Consider the following 19,978-nt stretch of genomic DNA (forward strand, 5'->3'; position numbering starts at 1 on the left):
CCGCACGAAGCTTCCCTAACCTGAAGGAGCAGATCATGTTGACCAAGACGTCCCCGGCGTTTCTCGCCGAACCCGCTGTCGCGACCCTGGACGCGCAATACTTCGAGTACACGTCGTCCGCCAATCCGATCGGCGCGAAGCTCATCTCGCGCGTGCCTTTCCGCAATTTCCCGCCCTCGCTGTACGCGGACGGCGCAACCCGAGTCGTGCCGCTCGACCTCTCCGCGGAGTTGGGTTGCCCCGGCCCCGCGACTGGTCCGGGCCTGAGCGCCAATTTCCTGCGCATCAACGCGGGGGACGCATTGACGCTCGCCCCGAACGCGACCTCGCAGGTTTGCTACGTCATCAGCGGGACCGGCAGCGTGACGCAGGGCGAGACCCGCTTCCCGTTCGCGCAGGGCGATTTCTTCACCCTGCCAGGCGGCGATGTCGCAGTGCTGTCCGCTGACGCGACGGCCACGCTCTATTACGTCAACGACGCGCCGTTGCTTACCTATCTCGGCACGACCGGTGTAGAGGCGCGCTTTGCGCCGACGCTCTATCCGGCCGCCCAGGCGCAGGCGGAATTGCGCAAGGTCTCGGAGCAAGCCAATGCGGGCCGCCGCAACCGCATCAGCGTGCTGATGGGCAACGCCAACTTCCCGCAGACGCGAACGGTCACGCATGTGTTGTGGGCCATGTTCGGCATTGTGCCGCCCAACTCGATGCAGAAGCCGCACCGCCACCAGTCGATTGCACTCGACTTCATCGCTGGGGGCCAGCCAGGCGTCTATACGCTGGTCGGGACCGAACTGGATGAGAACGGCAACATCGCGAATCCAACCCGTGTGGATTGGGAAACCGGGATGACGTTTGTTACGCCGCCGGGATACTGGCATGCGCATTTCAATGAAACGAACGAAAACGCTTATGTGATTCCGATCCAGGATGCCGGCTTGCAGACCTGGCTGCGCACGCTCGACATCCGCTTCGCCCGTTAAGGCTGAAGCGCCAGTGCGAGTCCGTCGTCCCAGTACGGCGGCTCGCCAATCACCTCGGCGTAGAAATCCACGAACGCGCGCACCTTGGACGATACGATTTTCTTCGGTGGGTAGACCGCCCAGACCGCTGGTTCGGCTCGCCCCGTGCGCGCCTCCCATTCAGGCAGCGCGTGCTGCAGGCGCCCTTCGCGCAGGGCCGTAGACGCGAGCCACGTTGGCAGGAGAGCAAGGCCGCAACCGGCCACAGCGAGTTCGAGCACTGCTTCGGAGTCGTCTGCGCGCAAGCGCCCTCGCAATTCCACCAGCACCTGTTCCGGCGACGCCAGTGCATCGGCGGCGCGGGTGAAAGACCATTTGTCGTCGGGCAGCAAGGACAAGCGAAGCGCATCGTGCGCGGCCAGATCTTCAGGGACATGAGGCATCCCGCTCCGCTCGAAATACGCCGGGCTGCCGCAGACGATACGACGATGTGGCGCAAGGCGTTTGGCCATCAATGACGAATCGGGCAGCACGCCGATACGGATCGCCACGTCAATGCCAGCTTCGATCATGTTGAGCGTTTCGTCGGTCGACACGATATCGAGGCCGATGGCAGGGTAGCGCGTCATGAACGCCGGCAGATGCGGCACGATATGCCGGCGTCCGAATGCCGACGGCATCGTGACGCGCAGCACGCCTTGCGGTGTGCGATTCAGTGAGGACGTAACCTGGCGCGCGTCATCGAGCGCCTGCAGGGCCACCATGGCGTGTTCACGAAATAGCCTGCCGCCCTCCGTCAGGACGAGGCCACGCGTCGATCGGTTAAACAGCGCAATGCCAAGATCCTTTTCCAGCTCGCTCACATAGCGCGAGATGGTCGAGGTCTTGACTGCCATTTCATGGGCCGTCTTGCTGAAGCTTTGCAGTTCGGCTGCGCTAACGAAGGCCCGTACCGCGGCAAAATAATCCATGGCTTTTCTGACGCGAATCGCGCGTTCTGCAAGGGACTTCACGAAGTGAGGACCGGTACCCGCGCAACGCTCTGCCCGCGAGACCTCGGCACATGCGCGGACCGGATCATCCGGATTTTGCTTAGACGGGTAGTGTACTGGTGCAGCGCTGCTAACGTGAAGAGGAGCCGATCGCAGAGTCAAAGCCGTAGAGAAGCGAGCGAGCAGATTGCTTTCCCGCTGAAATCGGCGTGGTCATCAACGCGCTGAACGTTTGTTCAATTCCACCGCTGCCTGAATCAGGTGGGTCAGCGCTGGCTGATCCACCTCATCGCCTTCGCGGATGTCGATGGCGCGGCGGACCTTGCCGTCCAGGCTGGAATTGAAGAGGCGGCCCGGATCTGGCAGGGAGGCACCCCGAGCAAAGGTGAGCTTGACGACCTGTTTGTAGGTTTCGCCGGTGCAGACCAGGCCGTGGCTGGACCAGACTGGCGTGTTCCACTTCCATTCTTCGACGATTGTGGGGTCGGCCGCTCGGATGAGGCTCCGCAGGCTGGAGAGCAGGCTGCCTCGCCAATCGGGGAGCGACTGAATCCGGGCGTCGATGAGTTCGGACGCGGGTTCCGCGTGCGCGATGGGGGAGTTCTTCATGCGAGTGGCGCCTCCTGGTCGCCTACAGAACGCTGCGGGCTATGACGGGTGCGGTCGCGGCTGAAGTAGGGCAGCGCAAACAGGTAGAGCCCCGTGAACAACAAAAGGGCCAGCGGCAGCAGCGGCGCGTAGGTGATCCAGGGCGGCGGGTGGCCGTTTCCCTGGGTCATGGCGGCGAAGTTGGCGATAACCGTCAGCGTGAAGGCGATGGATACCCACCGGTGAAACCGACGAATCCAGGTGCTGGTGTTCATGTCGTGCTCCTCGGGGCCTGGATCATCTTCCAGCCGTTACCGGCGGAGTCGCGGAAACCGGCATCGACGCTGCCGAAGCGGTCTACCGGCTCCTGGGTGAATTCCACGCCTCTGGCTTTCAACTGGGCGTAGCTCGCGCGACAGTCGGTCACAGAGAGGACCAGGGGCGGCATGGCCCCCTTGGCGACCATGGCGCGCAGGGTTTGCGCGGTGGCCTCGTCGTGGATGGGCGGGCCGGGTGTGAACAGGCCGAGCTGGAACGAAGGCTGATCCGGATGTTGGACCGTGAGCCAACGGTAGGGACCGTTGCGCACATCCGTGTGGACGCGGAATCCGAGCTGTTCGACGTAGAACGTGAGCGCTTCGTCCTGGTTATCGACGTACAAACCGACGACATTGATACCTTGGTTCATGGTTCCTCCTTGGTTGATGGCCGGAATGTATCTTTAGCCACGCGGCGGCGCTTCTCCAAAACTGCGATGTTGAGGTCGGGGCGCTGCGCGGCCTTCAGGACGCAGGCGGGCACGCGGTCGAGTTGAAGCATGTTGGCCTTGGCCTCAAGGCGCATGGCGCCGGGGCTTTGGCCGGTGATGTCGTGGAAGGTGCGGCCGAAGGTGCCCAGGCTCTCCCAACCGGTGGCGAAGGCAATATCCGTGATGCTGAGCTCGGTGTCGCGCAGCAGGGTGGTGGCCTGCTCGATGCGCCGTGTCAGCAGGTAGCGGTGCGGTGGGAGGCCGAAAGCCCGCTTGAAGGAGCGCGCGAAATGGGCTTCGGAGACGCCGCTGACCTCCGCCAGGCGCTTGACGGGCCAGGCCTCGTGCGAGGCGGCGTCCATCCGGTCTTTGGCGCGTAGCAGGCGGCGCAGCAAGGCCGGGTCTTGCAATGCGTCGGCGCCGACCGGTGCAGGGGGCGAGGAAAGCGGCTGGGCGTTATGGTCTTCTCGAGGGGGCATGAGTTCCGAGGGCGGCTGGCGGTGTGCGGGTAGTTTAGGCCCGACACGGGTGCCCGCCTAGCGCCGCACAGGCTCTCGCGAAGACTCATCGGCGCCGCACGGCGCCACGGGGACCTTGGGAACAACGTCTACCGCTTGGTAAGGGGGCTCTGTTTCGTCAGGTTCGATGATGGCAGCGAGACCCGTCTCCAATCTGACATGGCGTTCGAACAAGGCGAGAAGTTCAGGGCGCAGTCCGTCGCCGCGTTGTGCTGCAAGAGCGTGAAGCGAGAGAAATGGCAACATGGTGGAACTCCAGTCGATGAAAGACAGGCGAGCGCGACGACGATAAAAAAAAATTGGCATGTCGAGCGCCTGCGAGATAAGCGTGGTTCGGACGCGCCGCGCGTCGTCCGCCGACCTCGGCTACTGCGGGATCGAATGCTCAAGCTAGCGCAGCAGATCGGTACAGGCACTCCGTTTCTTGCTGTTCAATTCCGATGAACGCGAAGCCGCGCTTAACGCACACAGTTATGCGGTTTTGTTGCCTTTGACCGCTGGCGCGGTTGCCTACGAACGGCATGCCAAAGTGACCATAGTCACCACAAACCGCATGGCGGTTCGTCGAGTATTGCAGCAAGAAACGGGGGGCTGCTGACTGCTCGCGTGAATATTGTTCAGGCAGAGAGGGGCGATCGTGCATCTCTCTTTCAACCACAGTCAATGAGGAATTCACCATGTCCAAGGAAGATGACAACAAGGCCATCGTGGGCCGCTGGTTTACCGATTTCTGGGGCAAGACCTGCAACCTCGACATCGTCGACGAACTTGCTGCTCCTGACATGCTTCTGCGCTACTCGCTGCACGAGCCGCGCCGTGGCCGCGAGGACATCAAGGCATTCATGATCGATTTCCGCGAAGCATTCCCGGATCTCAACTTCTGGGGCGCCGCTGATCTCATCGCCGAGGGGGACTATGTAGTCGGCCGTTGGGAGGGTGGCGGCACGCATACCGGTCCGGCATTCAGCGATTTCCTTATCGGATCGTTGCCGGCTGCGACCGGACGGAAAATGCGCTTCACTGGCACGACTGTGCTCCAGCTTAAAAACGGCAGGATCGTTGAAGAAATCGGCCTGGACGACGGCGTGACCGCTCTGCAGCAACTCGGACTTATCAACGCGGCGTGATTGAAGGCGCGATGCGTCCGATATGTTTTGGCAACGCCGTGCGCATTTAACGCTGCAACGGGCCGGGTACACCCCAGCCCGTTGCAGCCCTTCGAACCCGTGAGACCTGAACGATCGCTTCCAAGGTGGCCCCGTCACTCCTGAAGGCGAAGCGAACATGACATCAATGTAATGTGAGCGTCAGCGTGCATCCATCTTCGCTGTACAGAATAAGGAGCACTCACTCCTGTTTCCACGAGGTAGTGAGATCGGAGGCTTCAGTCGCGGCGGCGTGAAGCTGACCAAACTCAAGTTCAGGAGGTATTTCACTATGAAGGCCCTTATCTATGCAGCGCTGATTGCCGGCGTACTTGCCACCCCAGTTGCTTCTTTCGCACAGGAAGCTTCTACTGGTCCGTTGACGCGTGCCGAAGTACGCGCGGATCTGATTCGAGTAGAACAAGCCGGGTACCGACCGGCCGCCAAAGATGTGCACTACCCAGAAGATATTCAGGCGGCGGAGGCGCGTGTTCAAGCGCAGGATGTCACGGCGCCGGGGAGCTCGGGCGTAGGCGGAGCGCCGGATGGCTCATCGCAGGCGGGGGCGCCGACGGCAACCGGAATGACTCACTCGATCTACTTCGGTCATTGATAGAGATCGCGAAGGTCCGTTCTTGGTCGACCTCAACCTCGACGTTGAACCTGTGCTAGGTAATCGGTAGATGCCGACAGCCGAAGATTTGCGCGAACGTGAATTGCAAGGCCTGCTTGGCAAAACGCCCTTCAAGAATCAACTCGAAGGGCGTCATGCGCATTCCGCTTTGCGCTGTGCCTAGTTTTTCGAAGTAGCGGCCTGCTCGATGAGGGCCGCGACAGCAGCAGGCTTCGACTCGTACACAGCATGGCTACCCGGAGTCTCAACGACCGTGGCGCCGGCGCGTTTGGACATCGCGCGCTGAGCGTCCGGTGGAATCATCTTGTCGTCCTTGGTGACCAGGTACCAGCTCGGCTTCGTACGCCAGGCCGCCGAGGTGACTTCACCCGCCAGGGCATCCACACCCCATGGCACTTGGGCATTCGCAAGGAAGGAGGCGCGTTCAGCCTTCACGTCGCCGGCGAAGGCCGCAGCGAACTTCGCCTTGTCCAGCATCAGGAAGCCGTTGACCGGCGGCAGGATGGGCGGCACCGCAGCGCCGGGAGGGGGATTGCCGATAAGTTTTTGAACCGATTCGCCTTTGTCCGGGGCGAACGCCGCGATGTAGACCAGGCGCGAGACTTTGGGGTCGTTGCCGGCCTCCGTGATGACCGCCCCCCCGTACGAATGACCCACCAGGACCACCGGGCCGTCCTGAGCGTCCACCACCGCTTTGGTGGTAGCCACGTCGGCCGCGAGTGACGTCGTGGGGTTTTGAACGATGCTGACGTTGTAGCCCTTGGCCTTCAGCAGCTTGTATACCCCTTCCCAGCCACCACCGTCGACGAAGCCGCCGTGGACCAGCACGACGTTGTTGACGCGCTCGGCGGCGGCAGGGCTTGGCGCTATGACGCCGATGGTCAGCGACGTAAAGCCCAGCATGCCAAGAATGGTGCGCCAGGAGGGGAAAGAATTGGGTCGCATCTGATACCTCATTTATAAAGTGTGATGGAGGTGTGTGCTCGTCAGGCCATGAGCACGGTGGCCGTCTGGCTCGCGACTGACGGTGCGGGCGATGGTAGGATTGTCATTTCGTCTGCCTCTCCTTTTTGTGCGGCGGCCGTTTTTTACGGTTACCAAAATGGACCAGAGGGCCGCAGCGTGAAGCAGTATTGAGACTGCAAGCGCTGGCGTATTGAAGGGCTGCCGAATAATCTCCGAATAATTCCCAAAACCGTTGCGGCACGGAGTCATATGCAGAGACAGCGTTTCATCTTCGGTCCGTTCTTACTTAATCTCGACAACGGGACGCTGCAGCGGAAGGGAGCGCGTGTGGCGGTTGGGCGCCGGGGCATCTTGCTTTTGGCCGCATTGCTCAAACGGCCGGGAGAGATTGTCACCAAAGCGGAGCTCATGGACGCGGCCTGGCCTGGGGCCGTCGTCGAGGAGAGCAATCTTTCGGTCCAGATCGCGCTGCTGCGAAAAGCGGTTGGCCTCGCGCCCGATGGCGAGGTGTGGATCACCACCATTCCGCGCATTGGATATTGTTTTAAGAGCTCTATTACGACGTCTGAAACGACGTCTGAAGAAGCTGTCGACGAGCCTTCACCAAAGCCGTCGCTGGCAATCCTCCCGTTCGCCAATCTCAGCAACGATACCGATCAGGACTTCTTCGCCGACGGGCTGGCGGACGAGATCATCACAACGTTATCGAAGATCCCGGGCCTGGTCGTGATCGCGCGAAGCTCCAGCTTTGCCTACAAGGGCATGCCCATGGACGTGCGACGCATCGCAAGCGAGCTCGGCGCGCGCTACATCGTCGAAGGGAGCATTCGGAAGAGCGGCGAGCGCATCCGCGTGGTCGCTCAATTGAGTGATGGGGTAAGCGGTTGCCATTTGTGGGCCGAACGATACGACCGGGAACTCCATGACATGTTCGCGGTACAGGACGAGGTCGCTCGAAAGATTGTCGCTGAGCTAAGCGCCGCGTTGAGTCCAGTCGAGGGCGCCCAATGGCCCGGCGTTGCATCCGGCGGAACGACGCATATGGAAGCCTACCAGTCCTTCCTACGGGGCCGAGCGATGCAGCGGGGCGCGACGCAGAATGTTGCCGTCTTCGAGCGAACGAGCGACCTGTTCCGGCAGGCGATCGCTCTCGATCCCGACTATCCGGCCCCCTATGCGGCGCTAGGCATGGCCCTCGCCTATGCCTATTACAACCGCTGGACCGACGACCCCGAACGCTCGCTCGCCGAAGCCGAAAAATTGGTCGACCAAGCGATCGAGCGCGATTCGAGCGACCCGTTCGCGCACGGTGTGGCCGCCTTGGTCGCGATGTACCGGAAAGACTTTAAGCGCTGGGCTCTCGAAGTCGACGAAGCGCTCTCGCTCAACCCGAACTTCGCCCCAGCACTATCTCTCCGGGCAACGCTGAACATCTATTCGGGGCATCCTCGGGTGGCGATTCGCGATCTGGAGCGGGCCATGCGGCTGGATTCGTATTTCACCCAGGGCTATCTGCACCATCTCGGCGTGGCCCATATCGTTGCCGGCGACTATGAAACAGCCGTAGCCATCCTGCGGGAGCGCATCCTCCTTGTCCCTCAGACGGATATGAGCCGGGCTTATCTCGCTTCGGCACTCGGGAACCTTGGGTATCTCGACGAAGCGCGTGGTGTCTGGGAGGAGCTCATCGCCATCAACCCGGTCTACACGTTCGCCGACCGCATCGCTCGTATGCCATTCAGGAATCCGGAGGATCTGGCTCGCATCGCGAAGGGGCTAGACAGAGCTGGATTGCTTACATCCTCCAACACGGTTCCCTGAGTATGGGCTATGCCGCGGTCGCGCGACGATAGGCAACCGGGGAACAAGTTTTCATCGAGAGCGCAAGTGCGTGTAAATTCAGATGCAGTGGTTTCCGACCCGCCACGGTGTCTTCGAATCGATCGTCATCGGGGTCGGTCCTACAGTTTCACAGGAGACGGTATGAGCACGAAGCACAGCAAAAAAGTACATCTTGAAGCCGCGGCGTCACATCACGAGCAGGCTGCGCGATATCACCGCGCGGCGGCGCGGTATTTCGAAGCCGGTCAAGACTATGCGCACGCTGCGCACCAGGCGATGATGGCCCATGGCCACGCGCTGCACGCGATCGACGAGGCACACGACGCGGGTGCACACAGCACCAATGCGCCGCCGGTAATGCCTGCTTCGACCGGCTCTGGCGCAGACAACGCAAACGCAGCAAAACATCACGCAATGGCAACGGAGCTTCACGAGCAAGCGGCGCAGCATATGCGTCACGCCGTCAAGCTCTTCGATCAGGACCGTAGCGCAGCCGCCCACGACGCGCAGCTAGCGCTCTCCCTTGCACTGCGCGCTTTGTCCCATGGCAACGAAGCAGCCAAACTATTTGTCAAGCTCGCTCCCGCCGACGCTTCGTGAGTGATGCCGTATGAATTCAAACCCGTAACATCGTGTCTAGCGGCGTGTCATGCAGCACCCGGTTGTCGTGCGGATCTACGGTCGCGAGCCGGCCGTAAAGATCCGCACACGGTGCGCACGGTTGAATCTAGCGTTCCAATCGGGACTATGCTTTTCGGTCCAGCAAGTCTGCCGCAATGGACTTCGCATGCGCGACGGCCTCGTGCGCGTCGGGGAATACACCGAGCTGTTCCCAATGCTCTTCGACCGCGTAAGTCCCCTTCATACCGAGTGCCCTTTGTACGCGCAATTGCGCCGCGTACTTGCCGTCCTCCAAGGGTCGAGCCGTTGCAATCACCTTGTGCGGAAGATCTGATCTCTCCGGCTGAACCAACTCAACAGGGCCGCCCGGCACGCCGATATCGTTCAACGGGTTCCTCGCCTTGCAGTCCGGGCAGTAGAAGCACCACCCCTCGTTCTCGCGAATGGATCTGACCTGTCCGCGGGCCAGTACGGCGCGACATTCAACGTTTTCGCAGATGAACGGCATAGCAGTCTCCGGAGTTGTTTGCGAGAAATCCTAGCATGACCGCCGCCGCTCAACCATCGGCATTGTTGCCGTGCCTGCTCGGCGCACTAAAGGCCGAGCGTCACCGCTACACGCTACCCGCTCCTCAGGAAAACCCTCAAGCGCCGGTCGGTGCGATCGCGGCACGCGGCCGCAGCGTCGCCATGATCAGGTACATGCCGCCACCGATCGCCACGCCGAAGAACCACCCGTAGGTATTCCACCAGACCGGCAGCAGGTTGGTGAAGTTAGGCAGGAAGGTCGAAAAGACACTGCCGATCGCGGCGGAGACCAGCGCGTTGACGTTCCAGCCGCCTTCGTAGCGGTACTCGCCGTGCTCCTGGTAGAGCGCCGCGACGTTGATGTTGCGCTTGGCCACCAGGTAGTAGTCCACCAGAATGATCCCCAGCAGCGGGCCCATCGTGGCGCCGATGGCGTTGACGAAGTGCGCGGCGTTGCCTTCCCACGGCGCGAACGGATAGAGCACCAGCGCGATGGCCGCGGCGATGTAGCCACCCCTCTTGAAGCTGATCCGCCTGGGGAACGTGTTGGAGATGTCGAACGCGGCCGAGACGAAATTGGCCACCACGTTAATGCCCAGTGTGGCGACTGCGAAGGTCAGCGCCGCGATGAGTGCCAGCACCCAGCTGTCGAACTTGGCCGAGATCTGTTCGGGGTGGAGCAGCACTTCGCCGTACACCTTGAAGGCGGCGATGGTGGTGACGCCGGCGACCAGCGAGAACGCGATCAGGTTGACCGGCAGGCCCCACAGATTTCCTTTCTTCACTGCGTCGCGGTTTTTCGCGTAGCGCGAGAAGTCGCAAAAGTTCAGGTATAGCGCCGCGAAGTAGGTGATCCAGGTCGCACCCACTGCCATCAACGCCCAGAACGAGCCTGGCTCGCCGCTGACGCCGGCATCACTGGTCTTCTCAAGCAGCACATTCATCGGAATGCCACTGGTGAAAGAGAATCCGCCGGCCTTGACGCACAGCCCGATCGCCAGGATCAGCATCGCGACCCATACCGCCGGACCGGCCCAGTCCTGAAATTTGCGCACCGTCTCCATGCCCTTCTGGATGATGAGCAACTGCAGCGCCCAGATGATCACGTAGCAGATCACCTCCAGCCCTGAGTGGCCGAGCAAATGCGTGCCCTTGTGGAACGCCATCAGGCTGTCACTGCGGATCAGCAGCGCGACCACCGCACCCGACGCGGCTGCCGTCTGTGCGCCGTACCAGAAGCAGGCCACCACGGCGCGCACCATTGCGGCCAGGTTGGCGCCCCACACGCCAAAGGAGGCGCGCGCCAGCACCGGATAAGGCACGCCGGTCTTCTCGCCGGCAAAGCCGATCAGATTCATGAGCGCGAAGATCACCAGCGAGCCGAGCCCGATCGCCAGCACGAAGTTGATAAAGCTGCCACACAGCAGGAACAGGCTGGCGGCGAGGTAGTAGCCCCAGAGGCTGTGCACGTCCGAGGTCCAGACGTTGAAGATGCTGAAGGCACCCCAGTTGCGCTGCCTTGCGGGCGCGAGATCTTCGTTGTAGAGGCCGGGGGAAGGATCGCGGATTTCCATCTGTCATCTCCTTTGATCTCGTGGAGCTAAGGAAACACCGCCGGACACGCCTGGGCGGAGATGCCACCGCGTCTGAAGCCAGCTGGCATGTGAGAACTGTATGTGCTTTACCGCATCGTTTCGAATGGGTTAACCCTGATGTTCATCTAACCTCGACCGAAACAAAACTGCGCGCGTGGTTACGCTGGATCAGCACGGCTACCTGTTTGACTGCCTTTGCTTCCAGCGCGGTCACGTCCGCCTGCGTTTCGACCAGCGTGTCATTGAGCGACAGGACGATATCGCCAGGCTGGATGCCGGCTTTTGCCGCCGGCCCATCAACTCCGTCCACCATCAGACCAACGGCCAGGTCGCTCGCGCGCCGCTCGTCTTCAGTCAGCGGATGCAGGCTCAAGCCCAGGCGATCCCCTGAGCCTGAGCCTGCGCCTGCGCCTGAGCCGCCTTCGCTTGGTCGAGCTTTGGGGCTTTCCGCAGACGCGCCGACCATGACCGTGATGGTCATCGGCCTGTGATTGCGGATCAGCCTGAGTGTGGTTTTCGTCCCAGGCGGCAAAGCAGCTGCATCCTCGCTTAGATCGGCCGAGCGATCAATCGGCTTGTCGCCGATCCGGGTGATCACGTCGCCTGGTTTGAGGCCGCTCGCGGCGGCCGTTGTGCCGGGCGCGACGGAATTGACCAGCGCACCTGCCGGTCGCGGCAGGCCAAAGGCCACCGCCAAGCCGGGGCCGACGTCCTGTACCTCCACGCCCAGGCCGCCCGGAGATGTCGCTTGCGTGGTTTGCACCTGCGATCGCACCTTGGCCGCCATGTTGATCGGGATGGCAAAGGCCAGGCTGGGGTACCTGTCTGAGTCCACGTAAATCTGCACGTCGATGCCGACCACCTCGCCGGCACGGTTGAACAGTGGGCCGCCCGAATTGTCCGGGTTGGCGGCGATGTCGGTTTGGAAAAAGGGAAAACTGCTCCCGTCCTGGAGCGTGCGAGACGTGGCACTGACAATGCCGGCGGTAACGGTATTCGCGAAGCTGTCGGGCGAGCCGATCGCGAGGACCGATTCACCGACGCGCACCCGCGACGAATCGCCAAGTTTGACGGTCGGAAGCTTCGTGGCATCAATCTGAATGACTGCCACGTCGCTCTGAGCGTCGACCGCCACGACCTTTGCCTTGAACTCGCGTCGATCGGTGAGTCTGACCGTCAATTGATCGGCTTGATCCACCACATGGGCGGTGGTCAGAATGAGGCCGTCGGGGCTGACGATAAAACCGGAGCCCGTACCCGTGATGGCGCGCGCCGGACTTCCTTGAGACGCCTGTGATTGCGGCACCCTATGCATGACGAAGGCAAGGAGGGGATCGTCAGTATCGATTGCCGCGGGAGAGGGTATCGACGATGACTGCTCAGAGGCAGTCGCGGTGATATTCACGACGGCGGGCCCGTATCGCTCCACGATGGTAGGGAAGTCGACCGATGCCGAAGCGTTGACTGGTGAAACCCGCTTCTCCTTTACAGGTGGCGGAGCCACGGCCGCGGCATTCGCCGTCGGATGCAGGCACGGATAGCCGGAGAGAAAAGCCGCTATCAGGGCAGCGTGAAGCAAGGTGCGAGCAGGAGTCGGGTGAAACACAGTTCACCTCCGTGGCGGTCGTCATGCCAGGGCTGGTGAGCGCATCGAATGCGCAGGTACGACAATGCGCGACCCCGGTCTAATATGATTTATAGCGGGGAGGAGGGGAAATTGCAGGGAGTGCAAATCCTGGGGTACGGTTGCAGCTGGCACAGCGATGTGCCGCGGGCGTCGGCATTTGAAAGCGTGGGTAGATTATTCCCAACTCGAATGCTCACACAGGTGACAGTCTCGTGTCAGTTCGTTGTTGTCCGCATCGCGCGATACTCCCGCCGCACGATATCCATCAGTTCCTCGACCGACGTGCTGGCTGCCTCCCGCTGGTAAGTGACACGTCCGCGCTGCATCAGCATCACACGATCCGCGATGTCGAGCGTCTGCGCGTAGTTGTGCATGATCATGACGATAGACAGACCCCCTTTGCTCTTGAGCCGAAGGATCAGGTCGATGATCAGTCCAGCTTCGCGGGCGCCCATCGCGGCGAGCGGTTCGTCAAGCAGCAGTATCCTTGCATCCGAATTGACCGCGCGAGCGACCGCGATAGCCTGCCGCTGTCCGCCGGAAAGTTGCTCGACCGGCAGGTCGACCGAAGGCACGTGCACGCCGATTTCCTCAAGACACTCGGCGGCGCGCTCACGCATGGCGCGATTGTTCAACAGGCGAAACGGCCCGCGACGTATGATTTCCCGGTTCAGGAACATGTTGTGATAGATGCTCAGCGAATTGGCAAGCGCCAGGTCCTGGTAGACGCATTCAATGCCGAGCGAACGGGCGTGATCAACGGAGCGAAGCAACGTTTCCTCGCCGCCTACAAATAGTTTGCCGCTGGTCTGCTGATGAAAACCAGTCAGAATCTTGATCAACGTCGATTTGCCTGCGCCATTGTCGCCAAGCACGCCAAGGATCTCACCCTGTCTTAGTGTCAGCGTGACGCCATCGAGCGCGGTGACCGCGCCGAAACGCTTGACGATATCTTCGCCGCGCAGCACCTCCAGCACCTCGGACATTACAACTCTCCCTTGCGCGCGAGACGAACCACGTGGATGTTGAAGATCATCGCCCCGAGGATCGCGGCGCCGAGAATCATGTTGAAGGTGAAGGCGTTGATGCCGATCAGCGTGAAGCCGTCGTTGAGAATGCCAAGCACCGCCGCGCCGATCAGCCCACCAATGATCGTGCCTGATCCACCGGCGAGCGGCGTGCCGCCAATCACGGCTGCGGCAACGGCCAGAAACATGATCTGGTTACCGCCCGCTTGCGGATCGATCGACGTGATACGAAAACCTTCCAGGATCCCGGTAAATCCGGCAAGCAGCGCGGCGAGAATGAAGTTGCCGAGCTTCAGGCGCCTGACCTGTATCCCCGCTTCGCTCGCGCCCAGCGGATTCGCGCCCGACGCGATCGTATGCAAACCCCAGCGTGTATGGCGAAGCAGCACGTGCATCACAGCGGCAATGGCAAGCGTCCAGATGATCTCGCTGTAACCCCATTCCCCCATGAACGCCGCAAACGCCGAATCCCCCGGTGGCGAAACCGGTGTGCCCCGTGAGATCGTCAGCGTGAGGCCGTTCACGAAGAACAACGTACCGAGCGTCGTCACGAAGGACGGGATGCGCAAGTACACCGTCACCGCGCCGTTAATCAACCCGACGAGGCCCGCTGCAATCACGCCGGTGAACATCGCAAGCCATGCCGGCAAGCCAGCCTCGAGGCCAAAATGCATGATGAAAGGCGCAAACGCAAAGACCATCCCGGCGGAGAGATCAATCTCCCCACCGATCATCAGCATGATTTCACCAAAGGCAATGATCGCCACCGGGGCGATGAACTGCGAAAGATTCTGAAGACTCGCGCTGGTCAGCAGGAAGTCATGGTTGACTGTCTCGAAGTAGATGCTGAGGATCAGCGCAACCGCAAAGATGCGAATCTCGCTGGAACGCCCGAGCGCGCTCGACCAGCGCCTCGGACGTATAGCGGTTTTTTGAGCAGCCGTCACGGAAGACGTCACCCTTTGATCGCACCTGTGCGTGGCACGATCTGGGCTTTCGTGCTCTTGCCTTCATAGCGCGTCGACGTGTTCAGGTATGGATCGACGGTGCCCTTGGTGACGAACTTCAGGCCCGTGTTGACATTGGCCGGCCCAACGAGCCCACCGGAGGCGAGAAACACGAATGCTTCCACTACCGTATAAAAACCCTGCACGTACGGCTGCTGGTCGATCGTGAAGTCGAGGAAGCCCTTGTGAATCAGATCGACCGTGCGCGGCAACAGATCGAAGCCACCGCCGTGGACGCCTTTAGACGGCAGGTTGGATTCTTTCATCACCTCGGCGACGCCCTGGGTGCTGCCCGCGTCCACCGCGAACATGCCTTTGAGATCCTGGTGGCCGAGAAAGAAGGACTTGATCTTCGATAGCTCTTCGTTGACGGTCGCGCCGGTTGCGATGGTCTGCACGTCGATCTTCTTGCCCGATTTCTTGATTGCGGCTGCTGCACCGTCAAGCCGTGGCTGAATGTTGAGTTGGCCTGGCGTTGCGATAAAAAGCGCGACGAGGCCGCTATCGATGAGGTTTGCGATTCGCTCGCCCATTTGATAGCCAGACAGATAAAGATCCTGGCCGATATAGGCAAGGCGCGGATTCGTCGAACCGGAGGGCGCATCGGCGTTATAGGCAAATACGGGAATGCCGGCGTCGAGTGCGGCCTGAATGGGTTTATCGAACGCCTTCGGGTCAACGATCGGTACGGCGATTGCGTCGGCTTTCCCGGCAATTGCCGCATTGACCGCGTTCACCATTTCGCCGATGTCGGCATTCGCCGAGCCGGTCCATTGGTAGTCCATCCCCAGCAAAGCGGTCGCATCCTGAATGCCGTATTGCGTCGGAACGAAGAACGGATTCGTTGTGACGTGGTTGACGAATACGATCTTCCATCGCTTGTGTGCCGGGAACGAACCGGCTTCCGCTGCCTGGGCCGGCGTGATCATTCCACCCATTAGCGCCAGTGCTGCAGACAGGCCCGCGCCCTGCAGCAATCCCCGACGCATGCCTTGCACTTCGTCCTTGTCTTCTTTCGCTTGCGCCATCTCGATCTCCCGTCTCTCAGATGTTGAACACTTCACTGTCCATGACGGCGCAAGCAGGAAAAGCCCCGGCAAAAAAACACCGGAGCTTGGGCATCACTTCTTTCATGAAACCCACGTGCACGCGCGTACGCATGACTACCCACCAGAAAATGCTATATCACGCCCTTTTACCTACTAATCAATGTATACCCTTAACTAGTCGGACTAATTAGTTTTTGCGGTGCAGCGCAGTCTTCCATATTCGCATCCGGCAGTGCAGCGCAACACGATGACGGGACAGGCTGGGCTCGTTCGGCGCGGGTCATGCGTTGGCAAAATGATCTGCACAATGCACCGCCTTAATAGTATGACTATCAGAGTTCGCGACTGGAAAGAGAGGAGTGTGGAGTACGTAAAGCGTCCGCAACGCTCTGCTCATGGGATCGGCTCAGCCGCCACGTTCGGATTAGGGTTGTGTCTGAAACTGGCTGCCGGTTTCCAGAACGCTCTCCGCGTCCGCGCGTGCGTTGTCGAGCTGGACCAGACTTGCTTGTCGCGCGCCCAGCGGGTCACGGCTCTGGATCGCAGTGAGAATCGCCTTGTGACGCGGCAACGAAAGCGCATGCGTGTCGGGATGACGACTCGTCAGCTTGATCGATTCCGACAGGGCAAGTGACAGCATGTTGCCAATATAGGCCAGCAGGTCGTTGTGAGTGGCCGCCATGATCGCGCGGTGAAACTCGAGATCCGGATCTAGTAGCGCGCTTGCGGTTTCCGCACGTTCCATCTGGTCGTAAGCAGATGCAATGCGCGCAAGATCCTCGCTTGTCGCAGCCGTGGCGGCGAGTGCAGCCGCCGCGGGTTCGATAACGCGGCGCACGGTCAGGAGCGAACTGAAGAACTCGCCTTCCGGAACACTGGTGATCGTCCAGTACAGGACATCGGGGTCGAGCATGTGCCATTCCGCGCGAGGCTTCACAACACTGCCGACACGCGGTTTCGACACGACCAGCCCTTTTGCCACGAGCACACGGGTAGCCTCGCGCAGCACGGGGCGGCTAACGCCATAGCGCTCGCACAGGACAGCCTCGGCAGGCAACCGCTGGCCCGGCTGTACCTTGCCGCCGACGATATCCATGCCGAGCTCCTGCACAATGCGGCCGTGCAGGCTCTTGCGCTGTTGCAGATGACGGTAGTCCATGGTCTGCGATTGCGGTCGTGTCCGGCTCAGTCTTGTGCCGACCAGTGCAGCGTTCTGGATGGCGCTTACCTCGTCGTCGACACGGATACGGGTTTGTTTCGTGGAGACAGGTTGCTCGTTCGAGCATAGCACGCGACATCTGGCGGGGCCTGGGCGCCGACGCCGGTCTTGTACTCGACCAATGATGCTGTGGTTGGGCGCTGTCATGCCCCGTTCTTTCCCTACTCTTTTGTAGGATATCTACCCATCGGCGCTGTCAAAAGCGTGCGCGACAATCGTCTACAACACACTAGCCGGTCGGTCGTTCCGTCAAGATCATGCCTCGCCTTTTCCATTCGAAGATTGGCGGCATTCTCAGATTGCTTGCAATCCCGATGGCAATGCTCGCACCGCCGGTCTCGCAAACCCTTTCGGCCGATCAACGTTTCGATGTCACCGTGGGTGCTTTCTGTTCCGCGCGAAACGGTGCTGACTTTCAGTTGCCTAACGAAGTACCTGTCCAGTCGATCCGGCCCCTTCCGGCTGATGGCACGCATAAGGAAAGTGCTATACAGGCTCGCTATCCGATGGATAGAATCCTGAAAAATTTTTGATTACCCATGAAGCTCCGCGCCCACAAACACTCTGTCGCATGGCTTGGCCTCATCGCCATGTGGCTCGTCGTTTTCGCGCCGCTCGTGAGTCAGTTGCTCGTTGCGTCCCGCGCCGATGATCCGGTCAGTGCCATTTGTTCGGCAGTCGACAGTGACGCTCCCGCCGCACACCATGCGTCTCCGGACAAGCTCGCGGCGTGTGGATACTGCGATCTCCTCGCTCATCATGTAGCCGCTCTGAGCGTCCCTCCGGCCGGCCTCGTTGCAACGCTATTGGTAGCGGATGCGCAAGTATCGGCGCCGCCCCCGTTTGTCCCTCACGCCGCCGCGTTTCCATCTGGCCGGCCTCGCGATCCTCCCGTCCTTTCCTAGTCGTTGTTTCTGTCAACCGCAGCGTCAGCCTGCTTCGTAATCAGGCCGTCGCGGCAGTCTGTCGTCTCAGGAAAACACGCACGTCCTTCCACCCGAGGAGGGGGTTGACGCGCGCCCGCATCGAGCGGAGAGGAAACCATGTCTACCAACCAGAACGCGCTATTGCGCTGCACGCTGCCTTTCGTCATGGCCGCGATCTTTCCCGCTGCGGCTCACGCATGCGCCACTTGCGGCTGCTCCTTGAGCACCGATGCAGCGATGGGCTATTCCGCCGCCCCAGGCTGGCGAATCAACATCGAATACGACTTCATCAACCAGAACCAGTTGCGCAGCGGAACCGGTTCAGTGTCGAATACACAGCCCGCCAGTATCAATGACGCCGGTGGCAGCCAGGAGGTAGAGCGCCAGACGATCAATCGATACATCAATCTCGGCATCAGCTATAGCCCCAGCGCGAGCTGGAACTTCAGTGCGCTCATTCCTTACATTTACCGTAGCCACACGACTTATGGCAACGCGACGACGGACCAGCTCACTCCCGACAACGTGAGCGGCGCAACCAGCAAAGGCCTGGGAGACATCAAGCTCATCGCCAGCTATCAGGGTTTTCTGCCCACGCACAATCTTGGATTGCAGCTTGGCGTCAAGTTACCCACGGGGCGGTATGGCGGTCAGAACGTCAACACCGGCGCAACCGTTGGGCACAATCCAGTGTTCTTCTCGAATGGCCCCAATGCGGCCGCAGGCCAGGCGCTCGACACCAGCTTGCAGCCGGGCACCGGCAGTACTGACCTGATCGTAGGGGCCTACTATTACCAGGCGATCAGCCAGAATTTCGACGCGTTCATTAACGGGCAATTCCAGTCCGCAATCGTGGAAAACCTCGATCATGCGGGCGCGACATACCGCCCTGGAAATCTGGCCAGTGTGAGCCTCGGCCTACGCTATGAGGCGAACCCGAAGTGGGTTCCGCAGTTGCAGATCAACGTCACCCGCAAGAGCCGTGACCAGGGCACGCTCGCGGATACTGCGAACACAGCGGGAACGGTCGTTTATGTCAGCCCCGGCATCACCGTTAACGTATGGAAAAACCTCGAGGTGTATGGCTTCGTGCAGCGTGCGATATACAGCAAGCTCGACGGTTATCAGTTGTTTCCACGCTGGACCGGCAACTTGGGGATGAGCTATGCGTTCTGACATATCGCGAGAGCCACTGGCGCAGACGGACCCTGCATCCACAATATCGGCTGCGCGGCGCGCGTGGTTGCGTGCCGTGCTTGCAGTGTCTCTAGGTGTGGGCGGGTTGGGCCGCACATCGGCGACTCGCGCTGCCACGCTGGCTGTTGGTCAACCTGCTCCGCCTCTAGTCCTCCATACACTGGATGGCCGGAGCATAAACAGCGCTGATCTGCTCGGCAAAGTGGTTATTCTGACGTTCTGGGCGACCTGGTGCGAGCCGTGCCGTGACGAGCTGCCTCTTTTGTCCGCCTACGCCGCGCGCAACGCAGATCGAGGGCTGCAAGTACTCGGGTTCAGTCTGGATGGAGCAGACGATCTGTCAACGGTACGCGAGGTGGCCGCTGACTTGAGCTTTCCGGTGGGGATGCTGGGCTGCGCCTGGGCAGGCGACTACGGGCGCATGTGGCGCATTCCGGTGAGCTTCACGATCGGACGAACGGGCCTTCTCGCGGACAACGGGTGGGACGACAAATATCCCGTTTGGACAACTGAGCGCTTGCAGCGTGTCGTCACGCCACTCCTAAGGCAATAGATGCGTGGGCGGCGGATGAATCAGAGCCTCTCGAGAACTTCAAGAAAGAGCAATATGCCGATGAAGAAGCCAATCCATCTTACCGTGGACATGAGGCTAGTGAGCCTAACCCGACTTTCGCTATTCGCGCCTGAAAGCCACCGTTTTTCGCCATTTCCTGACCCGACCGCAGTCGTAAGTCCTTGATTTGTTGTGTGGTGGTGCGCGGGGGACGGCGAAAATCGCTTGTAGTGAAG

21 protein-coding genes are annotated in these 19,978 nt (G+C 60.8%); 8 read left to right on the plus strand and 13 right to left on the minus strand.

The window, feature by feature from the left end; all coding sequences use genetic code 11:
- Window positions 1-35 precede the first annotated feature (35 nt).
- Window positions 36-980 carry a cupin domain-containing protein gene (locus GNZ13_RS00600; RefSeq protein ID WP_172159543.1) on the plus strand — a complete coding sequence of 315 codons (945 nt, stop codon included), beginning with the start codon at window positions 36-38 and terminating at the stop codon, window positions 978-980.
- Here the strand turns inward: GNZ13_RS00600 and GNZ13_RS00605 are convergent.
- From GNZ13_RS00605 to GNZ13_RS00625, 5 genes are all read right to left on the minus strand, one after another.
- Window positions 977-1,930 (minus strand): LysR family transcriptional regulator, encoded by a 954-nt coding sequence (locus GNZ13_RS00605; RefSeq protein ID WP_172159545.1) that lies wholly within the window; start codon window positions 1,928-1,930, stop codon window positions 977-979. The two genes, GNZ13_RS00600 and GNZ13_RS00605, sit on opposite strands and share 4 nt — an antisense overlap.
- Window positions 1,931-2,167: 237 nt before the next feature.
- On the minus strand, window positions 2,168-2,560 hold the full coding sequence (locus GNZ13_RS00610) for a DUF1801 domain-containing protein (protein ID WP_172159547.1): 393 nt from the start codon (window positions 2,558-2,560) through the stop codon (window positions 2,168-2,170).
- Window positions 2,557-2,814, minus strand: a complete 258-nt coding sequence (locus tag GNZ13_RS00615) for a hypothetical protein (protein WP_172159549.1) — start codon at window positions 2,812-2,814, stop codon at window positions 2,557-2,559. The genes GNZ13_RS00610 and GNZ13_RS00615 overlap by 4 nt, the downstream gene beginning before the upstream one ends.
- Entirely contained in the window at window positions 2,811-3,227 is a 417-nt protein-coding gene (locus GNZ13_RS00620; protein ID WP_172159551.1) for a VOC family protein, read from the minus strand. Before GNZ13_RS00620 ends, GNZ13_RS00615 begins: the two co-directional genes overlap by 4 nt.
- Complete coding sequence (locus tag GNZ13_RS00625; protein ID WP_172159553.1) at window positions 3,224-3,766, minus strand: helix-turn-helix domain-containing protein; 543 nt, start codon at window positions 3,764-3,766, stop codon at window positions 3,224-3,226. Before GNZ13_RS00625 ends, GNZ13_RS00620 begins: the two co-directional genes overlap by 4 nt.
- A gap of 716 nt (window positions 3,767-4,482) precedes the next feature.
- Here GNZ13_RS00625 and GNZ13_RS00630 point away from each other — a divergent pair.
- Together GNZ13_RS00630 and GNZ13_RS00635 are read left to right on the plus strand one after the other, a co-directional pair.
- The gene (locus GNZ13_RS00630) at window positions 4,483-4,932 is read left to right on the plus strand and encodes an ester cyclase (RefSeq protein ID WP_172159555.1); all 450 of its coding nucleotides are present in this window, start codon (window positions 4,483-4,485) and stop codon (window positions 4,930-4,932) included.
- Window positions 4,933-5,242: 310 nt separating this feature from the next.
- Window positions 5,243-5,563 carry a DUF4148 domain-containing protein gene (locus GNZ13_RS00635; protein ID WP_172159579.1) on the plus strand — a complete coding sequence of 107 codons (321 nt, stop codon included), beginning with the start codon at window positions 5,243-5,245 and terminating at the stop codon, window positions 5,561-5,563.
- A gap of 180 nt (window positions 5,564-5,743) precedes the next feature.
- Here the strand turns inward: GNZ13_RS00635 and GNZ13_RS00640 are convergent, their stop codons facing one another.
- Window positions 5,744-6,529 carry an alpha/beta hydrolase gene (locus GNZ13_RS00640; RefSeq protein ID WP_216674662.1) on the minus strand — a complete coding sequence of 262 codons (786 nt, stop codon included), beginning with the start codon at window positions 6,527-6,529 and terminating at the stop codon, window positions 5,744-5,746.
- Between the two features lie 270 nt (window positions 6,530-6,799).
- Here GNZ13_RS00640 and GNZ13_RS00645 point away from each other — a divergent pair, with 270 nt between their 5' ends.
- Entirely contained in the window at window positions 6,800-8,371 is a 1,572-nt protein-coding gene (locus GNZ13_RS00645; RefSeq protein ID WP_172159557.1) for a winged helix-turn-helix domain-containing tetratricopeptide repeat protein, read from the plus strand.
- A gap of 162 nt (window positions 8,372-8,533) precedes the next feature.
- Window positions 8,534-8,992 carry a hypothetical protein gene (locus GNZ13_RS00650; protein WP_172159559.1) on the plus strand — a complete coding sequence of 153 codons (459 nt, stop codon included), beginning with the start codon at window positions 8,534-8,536 and terminating at the stop codon, window positions 8,990-8,992.
- Window positions 8,993-9,137: 145 nt separating this feature from the next.
- Here the strand turns inward: GNZ13_RS00650 and GNZ13_RS00655 are convergent, their stop codons facing one another.
- The 7 genes from GNZ13_RS00655 to GNZ13_RS00685 form a co-directional block, all read right to left on the minus strand.
- Entirely contained in the window at window positions 9,138-9,521 is a 384-nt protein-coding gene (locus GNZ13_RS00655) for a hypothetical protein (RefSeq protein ID WP_172159561.1), read from the minus strand.
- A gap of 136 nt (window positions 9,522-9,657) precedes the next feature.
- Window positions 9,658-11,115 carry an NCS1 family nucleobase:cation symporter-1 gene (locus GNZ13_RS00660; protein ID WP_172159563.1) on the minus strand — a complete coding sequence of 486 codons (1,458 nt, stop codon included), beginning with the start codon at window positions 11,113-11,115 and terminating at the stop codon, window positions 9,658-9,660.
- 142 nt (window positions 11,116-11,257) lie between these two features.
- Window positions 11,258-12,742 (minus strand): trypsin-like peptidase domain-containing protein, encoded by a 1,485-nt coding sequence (locus GNZ13_RS00665; protein ID WP_328807156.1) that lies wholly within the window; start codon window positions 12,740-12,742, stop codon window positions 11,258-11,260.
- 236 nt (window positions 12,743-12,978) lie between these two features.
- Complete coding sequence (locus tag GNZ13_RS00670; RefSeq protein WP_172159565.1) at window positions 12,979-13,749, minus strand: ATP-binding cassette domain-containing protein; 771 nt, start codon at window positions 13,747-13,749, stop codon at window positions 12,979-12,981.
- Window positions 13,749-14,738: an ABC transporter permease gene (locus GNZ13_RS00675; protein WP_328807157.1), complete on the minus strand. Its 990-nt coding sequence runs from the start codon at window positions 14,736-14,738 to the stop codon at window positions 13,749-13,751. The genes GNZ13_RS00670 and GNZ13_RS00675 overlap by 1 nt, the downstream gene beginning before the upstream one ends.
- A gap of 8 nt (window positions 14,739-14,746) precedes the next feature.
- Entirely contained in the window at window positions 14,747-15,826 is a 1,080-nt protein-coding gene (locus GNZ13_RS00680) for a sugar ABC transporter substrate-binding protein (protein WP_172159569.1), read from the minus strand.
- A 445-nt stretch (window positions 15,827-16,271) separates the two neighbouring features.
- Entirely contained in the window at window positions 16,272-17,006 is a 735-nt protein-coding gene (locus GNZ13_RS00685; RefSeq protein WP_172159571.1) for a FadR/GntR family transcriptional regulator, read from the minus strand.
- Window positions 17,007-17,605: 599 nt separating this feature from the next.
- Here GNZ13_RS00685 and GNZ13_RS00690 point away from each other — a divergent pair.
- The 3 genes from GNZ13_RS00690 to GNZ13_RS00700 all read left to right on the plus strand — a co-directional run bounded on the left by GNZ13_RS00690 (window position 17,606) and on the right by GNZ13_RS00700 (window position 19,742).
- Window positions 17,606-17,971 (plus strand): DUF2946 domain-containing protein, encoded by a 366-nt coding sequence (locus GNZ13_RS00690; RefSeq protein ID WP_172159573.1) that lies wholly within the window; start codon window positions 17,606-17,608, stop codon window positions 17,969-17,971.
- Window positions 17,972-18,109: 138 nt separating this feature from the next.
- Window positions 18,110-19,168 (plus strand): transporter, encoded by a 1,059-nt coding sequence (locus GNZ13_RS00695; protein ID WP_172159575.1) that lies wholly within the window; start codon window positions 18,110-18,112, stop codon window positions 19,166-19,168.
- Window positions 19,158-19,742 (plus strand): TlpA disulfide reductase family protein, encoded by a 585-nt coding sequence (locus GNZ13_RS00700; protein ID WP_172159577.1) that lies wholly within the window; start codon window positions 19,158-19,160, stop codon window positions 19,740-19,742. Before GNZ13_RS00695 ends, GNZ13_RS00700 begins: the two co-directional genes overlap by 11 nt.
- The last annotated feature ends 236 nt before the right edge of the window (window positions 19,743-19,978 follow it).

The sequence above is a fragment of the Paraburkholderia elongata genome (assembly GCF_013177735.1).
Taxonomy (GTDB): domain Bacteria; phylum Pseudomonadota; class Gammaproteobacteria; order Burkholderiales; family Burkholderiaceae; genus Paraburkholderia; species Paraburkholderia elongata.

Excerpts from the sequence above, each read along its gene's own strand:
- GNZ13_RS00670 (WP_172159565.1), bottom strand. The coding sequence starts at position 13,749 with ATGTCCGAGGTGCTGGAGGTGCTGCGCGGCGAAGATATCGTCAAGCGT.
- GNZ13_RS00690 (WP_172159573.1), top strand. The coding sequence starts at position 17,606 with ATGAAGCTCCGCGCCCACAAACACTCTGTCGCATGGCTTGGCCTCATC.
- GNZ13_RS00700 (WP_172159577.1), top strand. The coding sequence starts at position 19,158 with ATGCGTTCTGACATATCGCGAGAGCCACTGGCGCAGACGGACCCTGCA.
- GNZ13_RS00610 (WP_172159547.1), bottom strand. The coding sequence starts at position 2,560 with ATGAAGAACTCCCCCATCGCGCACGCGGAACCCGCGTCCGAACTCATC.
- GNZ13_RS00635 (WP_172159579.1), top strand. The coding sequence starts at position 5,243 with ATGAAGGCCCTTATCTATGCAGCGCTGATTGCCGGCGTACTTGCCACC.
- GNZ13_RS00615 (WP_172159549.1), bottom strand. The coding sequence starts at position 2,814 with ATGAACACCAGCACCTGGATTCGTCGGTTTCACCGGTGGGTATCCATC.
- GNZ13_RS00680 (WP_172159569.1), bottom strand. The coding sequence starts at position 15,826 with ATGGCGCAAGCGAAAGAAGACAAGGACGAAGTGCAAGGCATGCGTCGG.
- GNZ13_RS00660 (WP_172159563.1), bottom strand. The coding sequence starts at position 11,115 with ATGGAAATCCGCGATCCTTCCCCCGGCCTCTACAACGAAGATCTCGCG.
- GNZ13_RS00630 (WP_172159555.1), top strand. The coding sequence starts at position 4,483 with ATGTCCAAGGAAGATGACAACAAGGCCATCGTGGGCCGCTGGTTTACC.
- GNZ13_RS00645 (WP_172159557.1), top strand. The coding sequence starts at position 6,800 with ATGCAGAGACAGCGTTTCATCTTCGGTCCGTTCTTACTTAATCTCGAC.
- GNZ13_RS00695 (WP_172159575.1), top strand. The coding sequence starts at position 18,110 with ATGTCTACCAACCAGAACGCGCTATTGCGCTGCACGCTGCCTTTCGTC.
- GNZ13_RS00620 (WP_172159551.1), bottom strand. The coding sequence starts at position 3,227 with ATGAACCAAGGTATCAATGTCGTCGGTTTGTACGTCGATAACCAGGAC.
- GNZ13_RS00655 (WP_172159561.1), bottom strand. The coding sequence starts at position 9,521 with ATGCCGTTCATCTGCGAAAACGTTGAATGTCGCGCCGTACTGGCCCGC.
- GNZ13_RS00685 (WP_172159571.1), bottom strand. The coding sequence starts at position 17,006 with ATGGACTACCGTCATCTGCAACAGCGCAAGAGCCTGCACGGCCGCATT.
- GNZ13_RS00600 (WP_172159543.1), top strand. The coding sequence starts at position 36 with ATGTTGACCAAGACGTCCCCGGCGTTTCTCGCCGAACCCGCTGTCGCG.
- GNZ13_RS00640 (WP_216674662.1), bottom strand. The coding sequence starts at position 6,529 with ATGCGACCCAATTCTTTCCCCTCCTGGCGCACCATTCTTGGCATGCTG.
- GNZ13_RS00625 (WP_172159553.1), bottom strand. The coding sequence starts at position 3,766 with ATGCCCCCTCGAGAAGACCATAACGCCCAGCCGCTTTCCTCGCCCCCT.
- GNZ13_RS00605 (WP_172159545.1), bottom strand. The coding sequence starts at position 1,930 with ATGGATTATTTTGCCGCGGTACGGGCCTTCGTTAGCGCAGCCGAACTG.
- GNZ13_RS00650 (WP_172159559.1), top strand. The coding sequence starts at position 8,534 with ATGAGCACGAAGCACAGCAAAAAAGTACATCTTGAAGCCGCGGCGTCA.